Raw genomic sequence first — 15,740 nt, 5'->3', positions numbered from 1 at the left:
TTCTAAAAAGGCTTCTCTAATATCCACTCACAGTGCGTAAAGTAATTCCAACCTACAGCTCCTAAGTCTACTTTAGGATCTACGAATTGGCTTAAATCACGTTGATTAATTGATACATAACTTTCAGCATATACTGCCACGTCCTCTCCTTTTACTTCATATTCTTTTTTGATATATTGTGCCATCTGCCAGATCATATCTGGAGAAGATAGGCGAGCCATCTGTTTATTAGTTAGCACATCTTCTATATCGTAATACTTTCTATCCCCTGTCTTTTTATTTTCTACTATATAATTCGTATAACCACTCCTTGACCTAAGCATCATACGCCAGCTAAGGCGATGAGCTTCATCAGTCCATAACACATCTCCCTTGATAAAATAATGTCTTAGAGGAAGCACTAATTGTACAAACATAAATGCCAATAAGAAATACTTCACTTGAGGTGAGAAGTGTCTAGCTACAACTTGTTCCTCTTTTAAAGTATCCTCATCTAAAGGAGTTTTCTTCTTAAAGAACCAACTTCTTACTTGCTCTGGTTCATAGAAGAACACAGCAAAACTCAATGCAAAATAAGGGAATATACCGATATGTAAGGTGATAGAATTAAACAAGTGAAATACCAATGAGGCTATCACAGCTAAAGTACGCGTGCGTTTATACAACAATAAGAACACTACTAGTCCATCAAATATAATCCCTAAATAAGCAATAGAGACATAGAACCAATCCTGTGTAAATACTTGCTTAAACACATCAGGAATATTAGCTCCTTGATACATCAACTTTGTAAACGTACCATCTAACCAATCTGGATAGAACTTAGCCACAGTACCATAGATATAAAGCATGAATACCTGAAAGATAAATAGCCAAGAGATGTAATAAGGCATGGAGTATTCTTCTGTTACTCTATTGCTTTTTACATCAAGAGAAGCATATCGATTAGCGGGTACGAAGCACATATACACACAAATCACTAATAGCATATAGTAGTGATTATTATAAGATGTCTTCTGTATAAAATAAGCACCTGCCCATAATATCGTTAGTAGTGGCATAGTCCACTTATATCGATACCCAAGCATAACAGCCACTGACACACAGCCCATCACAAAAAAGTAGGCATACATCTGAGGTCCTACTAGCACCTGCAGAAAGTCCATATAGATATGGGAGAATGTAATCTTTACATCGACTAGGTTATCTCTTACCCAACCTGTAGCAATCGCACCGAATGACTCACAAGCGAATAAGAAACCAAAGAATATTCGAAAGATAATTAACGGAGAATTATCTATCTGACGGTACAGTTTTTCCTTCATAACGACTGAAGAACTCTCGAGTCACGCGTTCGTCATCTTTTAACTTCGCGATTAACTCATCAAGTCCACTAAATTTTAATTCATCTCTTATTCTGTCTAAGATACGAACTTTTAACTTTTGGTCGTATAAATCACCATCCCAATCTAAATAATTTACTTCTATCGTATAAGGATGGTCTGCAAAGGTAGGGTTAATACCCACACTCATCATTCCCATCACTTTCGCTCCATTTAACTCAGATTCTACCACATACACACCGTTCTCAGGAATCAATTTATAATCTTCGTCCACAACAATATTCGCTGTAGGAAAACCTAACTTACGGCCTAATTTCTTACCGTGTACTACTGTACCAGAGAAATAGTACTCATACCCTAAGAACTCATTCGCCAACATCATATTACCGTCTTCTTCTAGAGCAACGCGTATCTTAGTAGAACTAATAGAGACATGATCTATTTCTTGAGCAGAGATCTCCTCTACTTCAAAGCCATATTTCTCACCGAATGCCTTTAAATCATGAATATCAGCAGTTCTATTTTTTCCGAAGCGATGATCATAGCCTATAATTATTTTAGAGATATTAAATTTATCTACTAATACCAGCTTTACGAACTCTTCTGCTGATAACTGAGCGAACTCTAAGTCAAACTTTTGAATGACTAGATTATCTAATTCTAATCCTTTTAAAAGCTCTTTCTTCTCTTCTATAGTATTCAGTAATCGAATACTGTTATCCTGCTTTAAAACCATGCGAGGATGAGGAAAGAAGGTCAACACCAAACTCTCGCCACCATTAGCTTTAGCAGAATCAACAAGCTTTTTGATAATCATCTGATGTCCTACGTGTACTCCATCAAAAGTACCTAATGTAGCAACTACTTTTTTATCGCAATTAAAATCAGCTATAGAAGAAAATGTTTTCAATTTTTAAAGTTTATATCAGTTACATTACTATTTTTGTGCCCCTTTATTCCCAATGACTGGGTAGAGAACAAAACTGCGTAAAAATACGTCATTTTTATAAATGCCTCTTTATAAAATGACTATAATCTAACGCCTTTTAACAAAATTCAATATGCCTAACACTAGATTTTTAAAAGCCTTAACTTTATTTATTATCACTCTTATTGTTTCTTTTTCGGTTAATGCCCAAGTGAAAATAATGACTTGGAATTTACTTAATGTAGGAAAGAGTAAATCACAAGAGAATATAGAATACATCGCCAAAACGATTAAACAAACAGACATCATAGCTATACAAGAGGTTGTTACTAACCCTACAGGCGCACAGGCTATTGCTAAGATACACGAAGAACTAAACAGATCATCAGGAGCCAAATGGGACTATGCGATAAGCGATCCTACTGTTAGTTCACCATATCGCTCAGAACGCTATGCTTACCTATGGAGAACTAGTAAAGTCAAGCTGAAAGGCAAACCTTTTCTTGAACCTACTTATCAAGAGGAAATAGAAAGAGAGCCTTATATGGCTACATTTATTTATAAAGGAAAAGAAATAACGATAAGTAGTTTACACGCACTACCAACTAAACATCAGCCTGAGAAAGAAATCAAGTACCTCAAATTCTTTCCCGAACACTATCCTGAACACAACCTTATCTTCTTAGGTGATTTTAACTTAAGTGAAAGCCACAGCGTATTTAATCCCTTAAAGAAACAAGGGTATCTACCTAGCTTCTCTACACAGAAGACGAGCCTTAGACAGAAATGCCTTAAAGGTGACTGTCTAGCATCAGAGTATGATAATATCTTTTATCACCCTGATAAGAATGAACTTATCAGTGCTAAGCCTATCTACTTCTTTGAAGACTTTGAAGAAATTAGCATAGCAAGAAAAGTATCTGATCACATCCCATTACTCATCACGTTGAATATATTATAACCCAAAAGACCTCTTTAGCAGAGGTCTTTTTTATTATCTTCTATTCATATAGATCATTACATAGTACAGTAGCGTACCTAGTGAACTTATCGCAGCCACTACATACGTACGAGCTGCCCATTTCAACGAATCTTTAGCTCCTGCATATTCTCCTTGAGTCACTATATTCTTCGCTTGTAACCACTTTAACGCACGATTACTCGCATCGTACTCTACAGGTAACGTTACAAAAGAGAATATCGTCGTCATCGCAAACAAAATAATCCCGATTAATAACAACTGCGGAAATGTATTAATCATTAACACACCTCCTAATAATACCCACGTCACTATATTAGACGAAAAGCTAACAATAGGAACTAACTTAGAGCGCATAGTCAGCCAGTGATATGCCTCAGCATGCTGTACAGCGTGTCCTACCTCATGGGCAGCAACAGCAGCCGCAGCAGCATTGCGCTCATTATACACAGCCTCACTTAAGTTGACTGTTTTATCCATTGGGTTATAGTGATCGGTTAGCCTACCTGGAGTAGAAATAACTCTTACGTCTCTGATCCCATGATCAAACAACATCTTCTGTGCTATCTCCGCACCACTCATCCCATTCTGAAGTTGTACTTTAGAATATTTCTCAAATTTACTTTTTAAGCGATAACCTACTAACCAACTAGCACCCATTATCGCAATCATAAAAATCCAAATCATACTTAGACGTTTTTCTTTTTTAATTAAATCTACAAATTATAAGCCAAACTAAAAATAAGACATTTTGACATAAAAAAAGGGTTACATCACTGTAACCCTCTCTTATTAACTATATTTTATACTATTTAAGTTTCTTTTTAACCTCTACTTCTTGAAAAGCTTCGATTACGTCATACTCCTTAATGTCGTTGTAGTTTTTAATCTGAATACCACAATCATATCCTTTAGAAACTTCTTTAACGTCATCTTTGAAACGTTTAAGAGCAGTTAACTCTCCAGTGTAGATTACTACACCTTCACGGATTAAGCGGATTCTAGAGCTACGGAATATCTTACCATCTGTAACCATACATCCAGCGATAGTTCCCACTTTAGAAATTTTGAACAACTCACGGATCTCAGCAGTACCAGTAACCTCTTCTTTAAGCTCTGGAGATAACATACCTTCCATTGCATCTTTAAGGTCATCGATAGCAGCATAGATGATAGAGTAGTTACGGATATCAATCTCTTCTTTATCAGCTAATACTTTAGCAGATGCCATAGGACGAACGTTAAATCCGATAATGATCGCGTCAGAAGCAGATGCTAACAATACGTCAGATTCTGTAATCGCACCAACTCCTTTATGGATAATGTTGATTTGAATTTCTTCTGTAGATAATTTAGAGAATGAATCAGATAATGCCTCAACAGAACCATCCACGTCCCCTTTTAAGATAATGTTCAATTCTTTGAAATCTCCTAATGCGATACGACGTCCAATCTCTGCTAACGTAATGTGACGTTGAGCACGTACAGATTGTTCACGGATCAGCTGAGTACGTTTAGATGCAATTTGTTTTGCTTCTTTTTCTTCTTCGAATACGTTGAATTTATCACCCGCAGTTGGCGCACCATCAAGACCTAATACAGAGATTGGAGTTGAAGGACCAGCTACTTTAATAGACTTACCACGTTCATCGTGCATAGCACGTACTTTACCATGGTTACATCCTGCTAATAAATAATCTCCTACACGAAGAGTACCAGCTTGTACTAATACAGTAGATACATATCCTCTACCTTTATCTAAGAATGCCTCTACTACAGTACCTACTGCTAACTTATCTGGGTTAGCTTTCAGTTCTAACATTTCAGCTTCTAATAATACTTTTTCAAGTAATTCAGTCATACCAATACCTTGTTTAGCAGAGATATCTTGAGATTGGTAAGTACCACCCCATTCTTCTACTAGCAAGTTCATTGATGCTAACTTTTCTTTAATCTTATCAGGGTTAGCCGTTGGCTTATCTACCTTATTGATCGCGAAGATAATAGGTACACCTGCCGCCTGAGCGTGGCTAATAGCCTCTTTCGTTTGTGGCATGATGTCATCATCCGCAGCGATTACGATAATAACGATATCCGTTACTTGCGCACCACGTGCACGCATCGCAGTAAACGCCTCGTGACCTGGTGTATCTAAGAAAGTAATCTTTTGACCATTTTCTAAAGTTACCCCATACGCACCGATGTGCTGCGTAATACCTCCTGACTCACCAGCGATAACGTTAGCTTTACGAACGTAGTCAAGTAACGATGTCTTACCGTGGTCAACGTGTCCCATTACAGTAACGATAGGAGCACGAGATTTTAAATCTTCTGGTCTATCTGGAGCCTCTTCGATAGCCTCTTCAATAGCTGCAGTAGTAAAGTCTACTTCGTATCCGAACTCATCAGCCACGATAGTCAATGTCTCAGCATCTAGACGTTGATTCATTGTTACCATGATACCTAATGACATACATGTACCGATAACTTTAGTAATAGGCACATCCATCATAGTAGCGATCTCACCTACAGTAACGAACTCAGTAACTTTTAATATTTTACTTCCAGCTTCTAATGCTTTTTGTTCGTCATCCGTTTTCTTACGGTGTACATCACGTTTATCACGACGGTATTTAGCAGATTTAGACTTATTACCTTTACCTTGAAGACGTTCTAGCGTCTCCTTGATTTGGTTTTTAACTTCTTCTTCTGTTGGCTCAGCCTTAACTACAGGAGCTTGTTGGTTACGTCTTTGGTTTCTATTACCAAATTTGTTTCCACCAGCATTGTTATTATTGTTGTTATTTCTTTGCCCGCCACCTTGGTTTCTGTTATTGTTGTTGTTATTACCACCATTAGCATTATTGCTATTGTTATTAGTAGTATTACCACCTTCAGCAGTACCTGGTTTAGCTATACGTTTTCTCTTATTCTTATTAGCGGCATTACCAGCACCTGGTTTCGCATTGTTACCAGCGTTGTTACCACCTTTTTTAGGCTCTTCTTTTTTCTTTTTAGGCTTATCGAATTGAGATAAATCGATAGTCTGTCCAGTAAAAGTAGTACCAGAAAGTTTTTGATAATTAGTTTTAATCATCTCCTCTCCTGCGTTTTCTTCTGTCTTAGCAGCCTCTTCCGCTTTGTTAGACTCTGCTTTTTTAGAATCCACTTTGTTAGATGAAGCATCCTTACTTCCTGCTACAGATTCTTTCTGTTTTGGTTTTTCCACCTCTTTTTTAGCTTCCACTTGTTTATTTGAGTTCGTTACTTTAGATGCTTCCTTATCAACTACAGGTTTAGCGACAGTCTCTTTCTTATCCTCTATAACCTCATTAGCTTGTTTTTGCTTACTCTCTTTAGCAGGAGCTTTGGCATCTTTTTCAAAAGATTTATTTTCTTTATTAGAATCGTCTGAAGAAGCTTTAGTTTTTTTAGGCTCAAGATCGATTTTACCCACAGTTTTGATAGCTGCAATTTCTTCAGCTTTAGCTCGGATAATTTCTTGTTCACGCTTAATACGTGCTTCCTCTTGTTTTTTCTTCTCCTCTAATTCTTTATCACGCTCAATTTTCAAGGCCTCTTTCTCTTTCTTTTTCTCTTCACTTACTTCAATAGATGCCTCTTTCTTACCTTTATCAGCAGAAAATTGTTTACACAAAACACTATATTCTTGATCAGAAATTTTAGCATTAGGTGTTGCGTCGATATCGAAACCTTTTCCTTTTAAAAAGTCAACGGCTCTATCGAGAGAAATATTCAATTCCCTTAAAACTTTATTAATTCTTATTGCTCTTTCTTCAGACATATTATCCTTTTAGTGTATTAAATGTGTTGTGTTGTTAACTTGTAATTAATCCTCGAATTCTTCTTTCAAGATTCTAAGTACATTCTCAATTGTTTCATCTTCAAGATCAGTACGTTTCATTAACTCTTCAACACTTAGGCTTAAAACGCTCTTAGCCGTATCTAAACCGATTCTTGCAAATTCTTCAATTACCCACTCGTCGATTTCGTCTTTGAACTCTTTTAATTCTACGTCATCGTCTTCTGGGTTTAATTCACGCATAACATCAATATCATATCCAGTCAACATACCAGCTAATTTGATGTTTTGTCCACCACGTCCTATCGCACGTGATACCTCTTCTAGAGCTAAATAAACATTTGCTTTTTTAGTCTCTTCATTCAGAACTACCTTATTTACGTTAGCAGGTGCTAAAGCACGCTTAACGAATAATTCTGTATTATTAGTAAAATTAATTACATCTATATTCTCATTTCCTAATTCGCGAACGATACCATGGATACGAGATCCTTTCATACCTACACACGCTCCTACTGGATCGATACGATCATCAAAAGTATCTACTGCCACTTTTGCTTTTTCTCCAGGGATACGTACCACTTTCTTAATCGTGATATGTCCATCAGCGATCTCAGGAATTTCTTGCTCGAATAATCTTTCTAAGAACTCAGTAGCAGTTCTAGACATGATGATTTGAGGTTTAGATCCTTTTAATTCTACTGCTTCGATGATTCCTTTTACAGTATCACCTTTTCTAAAGAAGTCAGATGGAATCTGTTTATCTTTTGGTAAAACGATTTCATTTCCTTCCTCATCCATCAAAATTACAACTTTTGGGCGGATGTGGTGCACTTCTGCTGAATAAACTTCTCCAATAATATCTTTGAACTGTTTGTATAAAGTAGTATTATCGTGCTCAGTCACTTTAGAGTTTAAGTTTTGGCGCAATGCTAAAATAGCACGTCTTCCTAACTCCTCTAATTTAACCTCTTCTGAAACTTCTTCTCCTACTTCAAAATCTGGTTCGATCTTGCGTGCTTGAGATAATGAAATTTCATAGTTATCATTCTCTACTTCCCCATCATTTACTACTACACGGTTTCTGAATATCTGGCAATCTCCTTTATCTGGGTTAACAATGATATCAAAGTTATCATCATTACCAAATCTTTTTTTCAATGCATTTCTAAATACATCTTCTAAGATGGCCATCAGCGTTACACGCTCAATATCTTTTTCGTCTTTAAATTCTGAGAATGAATCTACTAAATCTCTATTCTCCATGTGCTTTTTTTATTTTAAAATGAAATTATAACATTCGCTTCTTTAATATTCTCAAAAGGAATCACAGCTTCTTTCTCTACTGTCACCTTCCCTTTTCCTACAGGTTTAGGCTCTCTAGCCTTCCACTTTAGGACAATCTGATTATCGATCACATTATCTAGAGTAGCCTCGTATTTCTCTTGATCTAGCGTCACCACTTTTAGCTTTCTACCAATGTTCTTATGGTATTGACGAAGTAATTTTAAAGGTGCTGTTGCACCTGCTGATGCTACCTCTAGTGAGAAATCCTGCTCTTCTCTATCTAAATTATGCTCTATAGCTCTACTAAAATTTATACAATCTTGTAATGTCACACCTTCATCACCATCTATAGTTAGAGTGATTTTATTGTCAGCAGACACCGTAAAATCTATAATAAATATAGATGTATGCTCTTCTAAAGCCTTATCTATTAATTCTTGTACTTTACTTTTTAATGTCATATGCTATAAAAAGAGGGGACTACTTTGTCCCCTCATTATTTAACTTTTTTAATAAATAACTGTGCAAAGATATTAATTTTTTTATTACAAATAAAACTTTTGCCTATTGATAATTATATTCTTAACTTTAAATCATGTAATTAAATCGAAATAAAACAACAAATATCACTATGAAAAAAATACTAGTCCCAACAGATTTTTCTACGCAAGCTTATAACGCTATCAAGGTAGCTGCTTGTATAGCTAAAAAAGGAGATGCAGAAATACTACTATTACACATCTTGGACTTGCCACAACAAGGAAATGATAGTATCAATAAAGGTACTCCTGCTCCTGAAGTAATGTTCTTCAAGAACGCTGCTGAAGAGAAACTTAGAGAATTAGCCCTATCTGACCTATTCGAAGGCATTAAGGTATCTACTAGTCTTATCCTAGACAGAACGGCTTATGGCGTGACTAAGACAGCAGAGACGAATAAAGCAGACCTTATCGTAATGGGATCTCATGGAGCGAGCGGAGCGAAAGAATACTTCGTAGGTTCTAATACTCAGAAAGTAGTAAGAACATCTGACGCACCTGTATTAGTAATTAAAGGAGAAGGGGATGACTTCAACGTGAATGATCTTGTATTCGCTTCTGACTTTACTGATAATATGAAAGAACCTTTTAAAAAGATTCTACGTCTACACCAGATGTTCGACACGAAATTACACCTACTGATGGTAAACACCCCTAATAGCTTTAAACCTACTCATGTAGCAGAACAAGTATTAGAAGACTTCTTAGAAGACATCACAGATACAGAATACGACTTATCTATCTATAATGATCTAACAGTAGAAAAAGGAATCCTTAACTTCTCTAAGAAAACGAATGCAGACCTAATCACGATCGCTACACATGGACGTACAGGGTTAGCTCATTTCTTCAACGGAAGTATCAGTGAAGATTTAGTAAATCACTCACCTATCTCAGTATTGACTATCAAGATAGACTAAGTACTATCCTTATATAATATAAAAAGCTGATTGCTATTCGCAATCAGCTTTTTTATTTCTCCTATTCTATTCATTTACTCTCTTCTTTGCTTTTAGTTCCTAGCAGATTCCTTCGACTATCCTTGCACATTTCTTCGAGAAAACCCCTCTCTGGGCAAGCAAACTCGAAGAAAACCCCTAGAATACCCGAAGAACCCCAAGCCCAAACACAATATACCTCTATAAATCAATACTCTGTAAAAAACTCAGTCCTTCATAATAAAACAAAAAGAGCAACCAAAGTCATAAACTCCATATCTAGTCAAAAAGAGCGGAAAGAAAATAAAAAAACAGCCTTATTCAACAACTGTAACCTTAGAGAACAACTCTTAATCCAAGATACTAATACTAAAAAAGGCGAATATCATGAGAACATTCGCCTTTTATTATATGCTAATAGCTACTGCTATATAAATAATCTATTTTATTATCTCGATATGACTTTCTGATACTTTAGCTATCGGTAGATAGTGTTTCTTCCCTTCTACTAACAGACATAGGTAGATATTATCTATAGAGATCACATATCCTTCTAGACCATCGATACGCACTAGCTGTCCTAACTCTAGATTCTTACGAGCGTAAAAAGAGAACAATAGTCTAGTCACAACATCTTTAGCCCCTAATCCTAATGATAAAGCTACAGTCAATAGGATAGCCCCTACGATAATAGAGATATTATTAGTAATAATATCTGTGTTTATACCCATCTGATTCAATGTAGTAATAAACACAAAAACCAAGATTAGATAGAATAAGATATTACCTATCATACGTGCTCCACTGAAGTCAACAGCCTTTAACACTTCCACAATAGCTTTCTTTACCCATGTAGCAAAATACAATCCTCCTACGAAGATCAGTAGTGCTACAAACACTTTAGGAATATACAACATCAGGTTTCCAATCTCACGAGAGACAATAGCTAGACCAAATAACTCAGCTCCTACTACTACCATTAAGAAGATTAAAAACACCTTTACAAAGAAGATTAAGATATCAGACACACTGATCTTGATATTCACCTTATTCAAAAAGTCATTTTCGCTTAATAGATTTTGTATTTTCTCTAAGCGAATAACCTTAAACAGCTTCTTTAAGACATAAGAACATACCTTAATTATTAACCAAGAAATTAAAATATAGCCTACTAAAAAAACAAATCCTATCAATCCTTGTAATAACGAGCTCATTACAGAGTTAATCATTTGACTAGGATACTCAAAGTTATAACGTTCCATCATCCTTACTATTTTTAATTTTATTGATTATTTCATTTTCTTTTTTCACATCTTTTTCTCCTATCAGGCTACCTAATGCCTGAGGAACCTTAACAGTATAAAGTTCTGACACATCTAGTGATAACTTAATAAAGTTGAGATTATCTATTACCCTATCTTTTAAGTAATCTGGTAATTTTTCGTCCTGAAGAATTTTTTTAAACGGATTATCCATAATTACAACGAGTTATAAATTTCAACAATTTTTTTCTTAGCCCTGTGGAGTCGCATTTTCACCGCACTCTCTCCTAAATCCAACAGGGTGGAAATCTCCTTAATAGACTTGTCATCCTGATATTTCATCAACAAAACAATCTTGTCCTCCGGATCCAACCTTACTAATGACTCTTGTAACCTATCGACACTCAATGAGAATATCTCCTCATCCGAAATCTCGTCTTCTACAGATAATGCGTATTGATTCTCATCATCCAATGTTTCTTCATTTCTCTTCTTCTTAAGAACTAACCTAGAATAATTGACACAATGATTATACGCAAAAGAATACAACCATGTAGAAAATTTAGAATCACCTCTAAAGTTCTTTAGGTTTAAATACAACTTCACAAAAATATCTTGTGTAAGATCTTCTGCCACATCCCTAGACTCAGCAAAACCAATACACTTCGCATAAACTTTCTGTGCGTACCGATCATAAAGTATCCCAAATAAGTTAGTATTGCTACTATGAACAATGAATTGTACTAACTCTTCATCCGTCATCGCAGCAAAATTACTATTTTGCGAATTAAACTTCATATACTTTTTTTTCAGGTGCAAAGTAAAGTCTTTTACACCAATAGTCCCATAAAAATACTAAATATTTACTACAAACTTCTCAATTGCACCAACTTAGCAACATACTTCCCAACAACATCAAACTCAAGATTAACCACGGTTCCGACTTGATAATGTTTAAAAATAGTATGCTCTAAAGTATATGGAATAATCGCAACTTTAAAAGTATTGATACCAGAGTCTACAACAGTCAGACTCGTGCCATCTATAGTAATAGACCCTTTCTCTATCGTCACATGCTGTGACGTCTTTTTATATTCAAACCCAAAATATGTACTACCTCCCACTTCTTCAATACTCACACAGGTAGCGATATGATCTACGTGTCCCTGTACGATATGCCCATCTAAGCGACCATTCATCAGCATAGCTCTTTCTAGATTTAGCTCCTGCCCTACTTGCCACTGTCCTATACTTGTCACATCTATCGTTTCTTTAATAGCAGTAACAGTATATTCAACATCTGCCAGTGCTACTACTGTCAAACAGATACCGTTATGTAAAACGCTCTGATCGATCTGTAACTCACTAGCAAATGCAGATTCTACTGTGATATGTAAGTTTTCTTGCTCTTTTTCTATTCTTTTGATATTTCCGATGTTTTCAACTATCCCTGTAAACATAACTCCATTTATTTTATTAAATTTGCTTTCAAAAGTAGGAATAATTTAGACGAAACTATGAGCCACAAAGAAGAAATTATAAAAGTAGGGATCTCTATCGGAGATCTAAATGGGATAGGTAGTGAAGTTATACTCAAATGTTTCGAAGACAGTAGAATGCTAGAAATCTGCACTCCTGTTATATTCGGAAATTCAAAGCCTCTATCATATATAAAAAAAACGATTGATAATAATACACCAATACAAGGAATAGACAATCTAAATCAAATTGTCCCAAATAGATTAAACGTACTAAATCTATGGAAAGAAAACGTTAATATTTCATTTGGTAAAAATGACCCCATCGTTGGAAAATATGCTATCAAATCATTTGTTGCAGCAACTGAAGCTCTAAAAAATGGAGAGATAGATGTACTTATAACAGCTCCTATCAATAAATATAATAGCGTAGACGAAGAGTTTAAGTACCCTGGACACACTGATTATCTAAACGAGCAATTAGAAGGTCAGGCTCTTATGCTACTAGTAAGTGAAGATCTAAAAATAGGATTACTAACAGATCATTTACCAATACAAGATGTAGCGAAAGCAATCACTCCTGAATTAATCGAACAAAAAGTAAAAACGATAAACGATACTTTAATTCAAGATTTCAATATATTTAAACCACGCATTGCTATCTTAGGATTAAACCCACACGCTGGTGACGGCGGTGTTATAGGTAATGAAGAATTAACAATCATAAAACCGACAGTAGAAAAACTTAATGATGAAGGTATTCTAATTTCAGGCCCATTTCCTGCAGATGGTTTTTTCGGATCAGGAACACACAAACACTTTGATGCAGTGATAGCGTGCTACCACGATCAAGGTTTAGCCCCTTTCAAAGCACTTTCTTTCGGTCATGGTGTGAACTATACTGCTGGTCTAGATAAGATTAGAACTTCTCCTGACCACGGAACTGCTTATGAAATAGCTGGAAAAGGCATTGCAGACGAAACTTCTTTTAAAGAAGCACTATATCTAGCTATTGATATTTATAACAATAGAAGTAGAAATATCGAAGCAGCAGCAAACCCTTTACAGCCTCAAGAAAAAGATTTTAGCACAAAAAAATTTGATAACTAGCTTGTAATTATAATAATTTTTTATCTTTGCACGCTCAAATCATGTATTCCATGAATATTGAAAAAGACTTTTTAATACCTTTTACAGGATTAAAAAACGGAAAGCATTCGTTTGATTTTAAGGTAGATGACCGTTTTTTCGAAAACTACAACTACAGTGATTTCAATCATATTAATGCTGATATAAACGTTCTTTTAGACAAGAAAATTAATCTATTTGAGTTACACTTCACTGCAAAAGGTATAGCAAATGTACCTTGTGATGTGACAAACCAAGATTTTGACATGCCAGTAGAGAGTGAAATTGATTTGGTAGTTAAATTTGGAGATTCATTTAATGATGATCACGACGAGATATTAATCATCCCATATACTGAACATCAAATAAATGTAGCTCAATATATATATGAAATGATCGTTCTAGCTATACCACAAAAAAGGGTTCATCCTGGAGTAAAAGATGGAACATTAGATTCTGCAGCATTAGATTACTTAGGTTACGTTAATGAAGAGGATGAAGACGAATTTGACAGTCTATTCGATGATGAAGATGACGAAATCTTCGACTTAATAGACGACCTAGAATATGATGATGTAGAAGAGGAAGAAGAAAATACAAATAAAGATATTGACCCTAGATGGGCAGAATTAAAGAAACTATTAACGGATAAATAATATAGTAAAATGGCACATCCTAAGAGAAAAACCTCGAAAACAAGAAGAGATAAGAGAAGAACTCATTACAAAGCTGTAGCTCCAACAATCGCTACATGTCCTGTAACAGGAGAAGCTCACTTATATCACAGAGCTTACTGGCATGAAGGAAAAATGTACTACAGAGGGCAAGTTGTAATCGACAAAACAGCTGAAGTAGAGGCATAACTTTAGACAAAGTACAAATTAACTCTCACAATGTGTGAGAGTTTTTTTTTGGTATATAGCCCAAAAAACGTACTTTACGCCTCCAAAGAACCGTTAATTCGTTTTTTTTTTGTAATTTTCGCTTCTTTTTGGAATGTTTTTATAAAGTAAAGCAACACCATATGACAAAAATACACGCAGCCATTACAGCGATCGGATGCTACCTACCAGAGACTAAGTTAACCAATACAGACTTAGAGACGATGGTAGATACAAACGACGAATGGATAACTAGCCGTACAGGAATTAAAGAAAGAAGAATTCTTAAAGAACCTGGTGAAGGAGCTTCTTATATGGCTATCAAAGCCGCAGAAGATTTATTACGCAAATCAGGCACAGATCCTAAAGATATCGATTGTATAATCTTATCAACAGCGACACCTGATATGCCTGTAGCTTCTACAGGAGTTTATGTTGCAACAAAAATTGGAGCAACGAATGCATTTTCATTTGATTTACAAGCAGCTTGTTCTAGCTTTTTATATGGTATGTCAGTAGCTTCTGCATATATCGAATCAGGTAGATATAAAAAAGTATTGTTGATCGGATCAGACAAGATGTCTTCAATCATCGATTATACAGATCGTGCAACTTGTATTATCTTCGGAGATGCTGCTGGAGCAGTATTATTCGAGCCTAACACAGAAGGCTATGGAGTACAAGATGAATACTTAAGAAGCGACGGTGTTGGCCGTGAGTTCTTAAAAATCGAAGCAGGTGGATCTATCTTACCTGCAAGTGCAGAAACTGTTGCAAACAAACAACACTATGTATTCCAAGATGGAAAAACAGTATTTAAATATGCTGTATCAAACATGGCTGATGTAAGTGAAAAAGTTATGCAACGAAACAATCTTTCTCATGAAGATGTGACTTGGTTAGCTGCACACCAAGCGAACAAACGAATCATTGATGCTACAGCTCACAGAATGGGCTTAGATGACTCAAAGGTATTAATGAATATCGAAAGATACGGAAATACAACGTCTGCCACTTTACCATTACTACTTTGCGATTATGAAAAACAACTTAAAAAGGGTGATAATATTATTTTTGCTACTTTTGGAGGTGGTTTCACGTGGGGTGCAATGTACTTAAAGTGGGCGTACACAGCGAAATAAAAACAACTAACC

The 15,740-nt window shown here is 35.6% G+C and carries 16 protein-coding genes; 6 read left to right on the top strand and 10 right to left on the bottom strand.

Going from position 1 to position 15,740, the window contains the following annotated elements; genetic code table 11:
- Nucleotides 1–2 precede the first annotated feature (2 nt).
- Both E0Z07_RS06335 and E0Z07_RS06330 read right to left on the bottom strand, forming a co-directional pair.
- Nucleotides 3–1,325, bottom strand: a complete 1,323-nt coding sequence (locus E0Z07_RS06335) for an HTTM domain-containing protein (RefSeq protein ID WP_006257666.1) — start codon at nucleotides 1,323–1,325, stop codon at nucleotides 3–5.
- Nucleotides 1,294–2,253, bottom strand: coding sequence for a bifunctional riboflavin kinase/FAD synthetase (locus tag E0Z07_RS06330; RefSeq protein WP_006257667.1), 960 nt, complete (start codon nucleotides 2,251–2,253; stop codon nucleotides 1,294–1,296). The genes E0Z07_RS06335 and E0Z07_RS06330 overlap by 32 nt, the downstream gene beginning before the upstream one ends.
- 151 nt (nucleotides 2,254–2,404) lie before the next feature.
- Between E0Z07_RS06330 and E0Z07_RS06325 the strand changes: the two genes are divergently transcribed.
- Entirely contained in the window at nucleotides 2,405–3,232 is an 828-nt protein-coding gene (locus E0Z07_RS06325) for an endonuclease/exonuclease/phosphatase family protein (protein ID WP_006260496.1), read from the top strand.
- Nucleotides 3,233–3,265: 33 nt separating this feature from the next.
- On the opposite strand, the gene E0Z07_RS06320 is transcribed toward E0Z07_RS06325, so the two are convergent.
- The 4 genes from E0Z07_RS06320 to rimP all read right to left on the bottom strand — a co-directional run bounded on the left by E0Z07_RS06320 (nucleotide 3,266) and on the right by rimP (nucleotide 8,821).
- Nucleotides 3,266–3,937 (bottom strand): zinc metallopeptidase, encoded by a 672-nt coding sequence (locus E0Z07_RS06320; RefSeq protein WP_006257669.1) that lies wholly within the window; start codon nucleotides 3,935–3,937, stop codon nucleotides 3,266–3,268.
- A 121-nt stretch (nucleotides 3,938–4,058) separates the two neighbouring features.
- The gene (infB, locus tag E0Z07_RS06315) at nucleotides 4,059–7,055 is read right to left on the bottom strand and encodes a translation initiation factor IF-2 (protein ID WP_006257670.1); all 2,997 of its coding nucleotides are present in this window, start codon (nucleotides 7,053–7,055) and stop codon (nucleotides 4,059–4,061) included.
- Between the two features lie 45 nt (nucleotides 7,056–7,100).
- On the bottom strand, nucleotides 7,101–8,339 hold the full coding sequence (nusA, locus tag E0Z07_RS06310; protein WP_006257671.1) for a transcription termination factor NusA: 1,239 nt from the start codon (nucleotides 8,337–8,339) through the stop codon (nucleotides 7,101–7,103).
- Nucleotides 8,340–8,353: 14 nt separating this feature from the next.
- Nucleotides 8,354–8,821, bottom strand: coding sequence for a ribosome assembly cofactor RimP (gene rimP / locus E0Z07_RS06305; protein WP_006257673.1), 468 nt, complete (start codon nucleotides 8,819–8,821; stop codon nucleotides 8,354–8,356).
- A gap of 170 nt (nucleotides 8,822–8,991) precedes the next feature.
- On the opposite strand from rimP, the gene E0Z07_RS06300 reads away from it, so the two are divergent.
- Nucleotides 8,992–9,819 (top strand): universal stress protein, encoded by an 828-nt coding sequence (locus E0Z07_RS06300; RefSeq protein WP_006257674.1) that lies wholly within the window; start codon nucleotides 8,992–8,994, stop codon nucleotides 9,817–9,819.
- 458 nt (nucleotides 9,820–10,277) lie between these two features.
- On the opposite strand, the gene E0Z07_RS06295 is transcribed toward E0Z07_RS06300, so the two are convergent.
- From E0Z07_RS06295 to E0Z07_RS06280, 4 genes are all read right to left on the bottom strand, one after another.
- Nucleotides 10,278–11,102: a mechanosensitive ion channel family protein gene (locus E0Z07_RS06295; protein ID WP_006260495.1), complete on the bottom strand. Its 825-nt coding sequence runs from the start codon at nucleotides 11,100–11,102 to the stop codon at nucleotides 10,278–10,280.
- On the bottom strand, nucleotides 11,086–11,313 hold the full coding sequence (locus tag E0Z07_RS06290; protein ID WP_006257677.1) for a hypothetical protein: 228 nt from the start codon (nucleotides 11,311–11,313) through the stop codon (nucleotides 11,086–11,088). The genes E0Z07_RS06295 and E0Z07_RS06290 overlap by 17 nt, the downstream gene beginning before the upstream one ends.
- A 2-nt stretch (nucleotides 11,314–11,315) precedes the next feature.
- Nucleotides 11,316–11,897, bottom strand: a complete 582-nt coding sequence (locus E0Z07_RS06285) for an RNA polymerase sigma factor (RefSeq protein WP_006257678.1) — start codon at nucleotides 11,895–11,897, stop codon at nucleotides 11,316–11,318.
- A 68-nt stretch (nucleotides 11,898–11,965) separates the two neighbouring features.
- Complete coding sequence (locus tag E0Z07_RS06280) at nucleotides 11,966–12,559, bottom strand: riboflavin synthase (RefSeq protein ID WP_006257681.1); 594 nt, start codon at nucleotides 12,557–12,559, stop codon at nucleotides 11,966–11,968.
- 57 nt (nucleotides 12,560–12,616) lie between these two features.
- On the opposite strand from E0Z07_RS06280, the gene pdxA reads away from it, so the two are divergent.
- The 4 genes from pdxA (at nucleotide 12,617) to E0Z07_RS06260 (ending at nucleotide 15,728) form a co-directional block, all read left to right on the top strand.
- Nucleotides 12,617–13,687, top strand: coding sequence for a 4-hydroxythreonine-4-phosphate dehydrogenase PdxA (gene pdxA, locus E0Z07_RS06275; protein ID WP_006257682.1), 1,071 nt, complete (start codon nucleotides 12,617–12,619; stop codon nucleotides 13,685–13,687).
- Nucleotides 13,688–13,737: 50 nt separating this feature from the next.
- A complete protein-coding gene (locus E0Z07_RS06270) occupies nucleotides 13,738–14,361 on the top strand; it encodes a YceD family protein (protein ID WP_016361602.1) in 624 nt (207 codons plus the stop codon).
- A 9-nt stretch (nucleotides 14,362–14,370) separates the two neighbouring features.
- A complete protein-coding gene (rpmF, locus tag E0Z07_RS06265) occupies nucleotides 14,371–14,568 on the top strand; it encodes a 50S ribosomal protein L32 (RefSeq protein WP_006257684.1) in 198 nt (65 codons plus the stop codon).
- Nucleotides 14,569–14,729: 161 nt separating this feature from the next.
- The gene (locus E0Z07_RS06260; protein WP_006257685.1) at nucleotides 14,730–15,728 is read left to right on the top strand and encodes a beta-ketoacyl-ACP synthase III; all 999 of its coding nucleotides are present in this window, start codon (nucleotides 14,730–14,732) and stop codon (nucleotides 15,726–15,728) included.
- Nucleotides 15,729–15,740: the final 12 nt, after the last annotated feature.

The organism is Myroides odoratimimus (genome assembly GCF_004337635.1).
Classification (GTDB): Bacteria; Bacteroidota; Bacteroidia; order Flavobacteriales; family Flavobacteriaceae; genus Flavobacterium; species Flavobacterium odoratimimum.
Note: the sequence above shows the minus strand (reverse complement) of the source record. Positions and strands in the feature narration are given on the sequence as shown.

Excerpts from the sequence above, each read along its gene's own strand:
- rimP (WP_006257673.1), bottom strand. The coding sequence starts at position 8,821 with ATGACATTAAAAAGTAAAGTACAAGAATTAATAGATAAGGCTTTAGAA.
- infB (WP_006257670.1), bottom strand. The coding sequence starts at position 7,055 with ATGTCTGAAGAAAGAGCAATAAGAATTAATAAAGTTTTAAGGGAATTG.
- E0Z07_RS06290 (WP_006257677.1), bottom strand. The coding sequence starts at position 11,313 with ATGGATAATCCGTTTAAAAAAATTCTTCAGGACGAAAAATTACCAGAT.
- nusA (WP_006257671.1), bottom strand. The coding sequence starts at position 8,339 with ATGGAGAATAGAGATTTAGTAGATTCATTCTCAGAATTTAAAGACGAA.
- E0Z07_RS06325 (WP_006260496.1), top strand. The coding sequence starts at position 2,405 with ATGCCTAACACTAGATTTTTAAAAGCCTTAACTTTATTTATTATCACT.
- E0Z07_RS06295 (WP_006260495.1), bottom strand. The coding sequence starts at position 11,102 with ATGATGGAACGTTATAACTTTGAGTATCCTAGTCAAATGATTAACTCT.
- rpmF (WP_006257684.1), top strand. The coding sequence starts at position 14,371 with ATGGCACATCCTAAGAGAAAAACCTCGAAAACAAGAAGAGATAAGAGA.
- E0Z07_RS06320 (WP_006257669.1), bottom strand. The coding sequence starts at position 3,937 with ATGATTTGGATTTTTATGATTGCGATAATGGGTGCTAGTTGGTTAGTA.
- E0Z07_RS06280 (WP_006257681.1), bottom strand. The coding sequence starts at position 12,559 with ATGTTTACAGGGATAGTTGAAAACATCGGAAATATCAAAAGAATAGAA.
- E0Z07_RS06270 (WP_016361602.1), top strand. The coding sequence starts at position 13,738 with ATGAATATTGAAAAAGACTTTTTAATACCTTTTACAGGATTAAAAAAC.
- E0Z07_RS06335 (WP_006257666.1), bottom strand. The coding sequence starts at position 1,325 with ATGAAGGAAAAACTGTACCGTCAGATAGATAATTCTCCGTTAATTATC.
- E0Z07_RS06300 (WP_006257674.1), top strand. The coding sequence starts at position 8,992 with ATGAAAAAAATACTAGTCCCAACAGATTTTTCTACGCAAGCTTATAAC.
- E0Z07_RS06285 (WP_006257678.1), bottom strand. The coding sequence starts at position 11,897 with ATGAAGTTTAATTCGCAAAATAGTAATTTTGCTGCGATGACGGATGAA.
- pdxA (WP_006257682.1), top strand. The coding sequence starts at position 12,617 with ATGAGCCACAAAGAAGAAATTATAAAAGTAGGGATCTCTATCGGAGAT.
- E0Z07_RS06260 (WP_006257685.1), top strand. The coding sequence starts at position 14,730 with ATGACAAAAATACACGCAGCCATTACAGCGATCGGATGCTACCTACCA.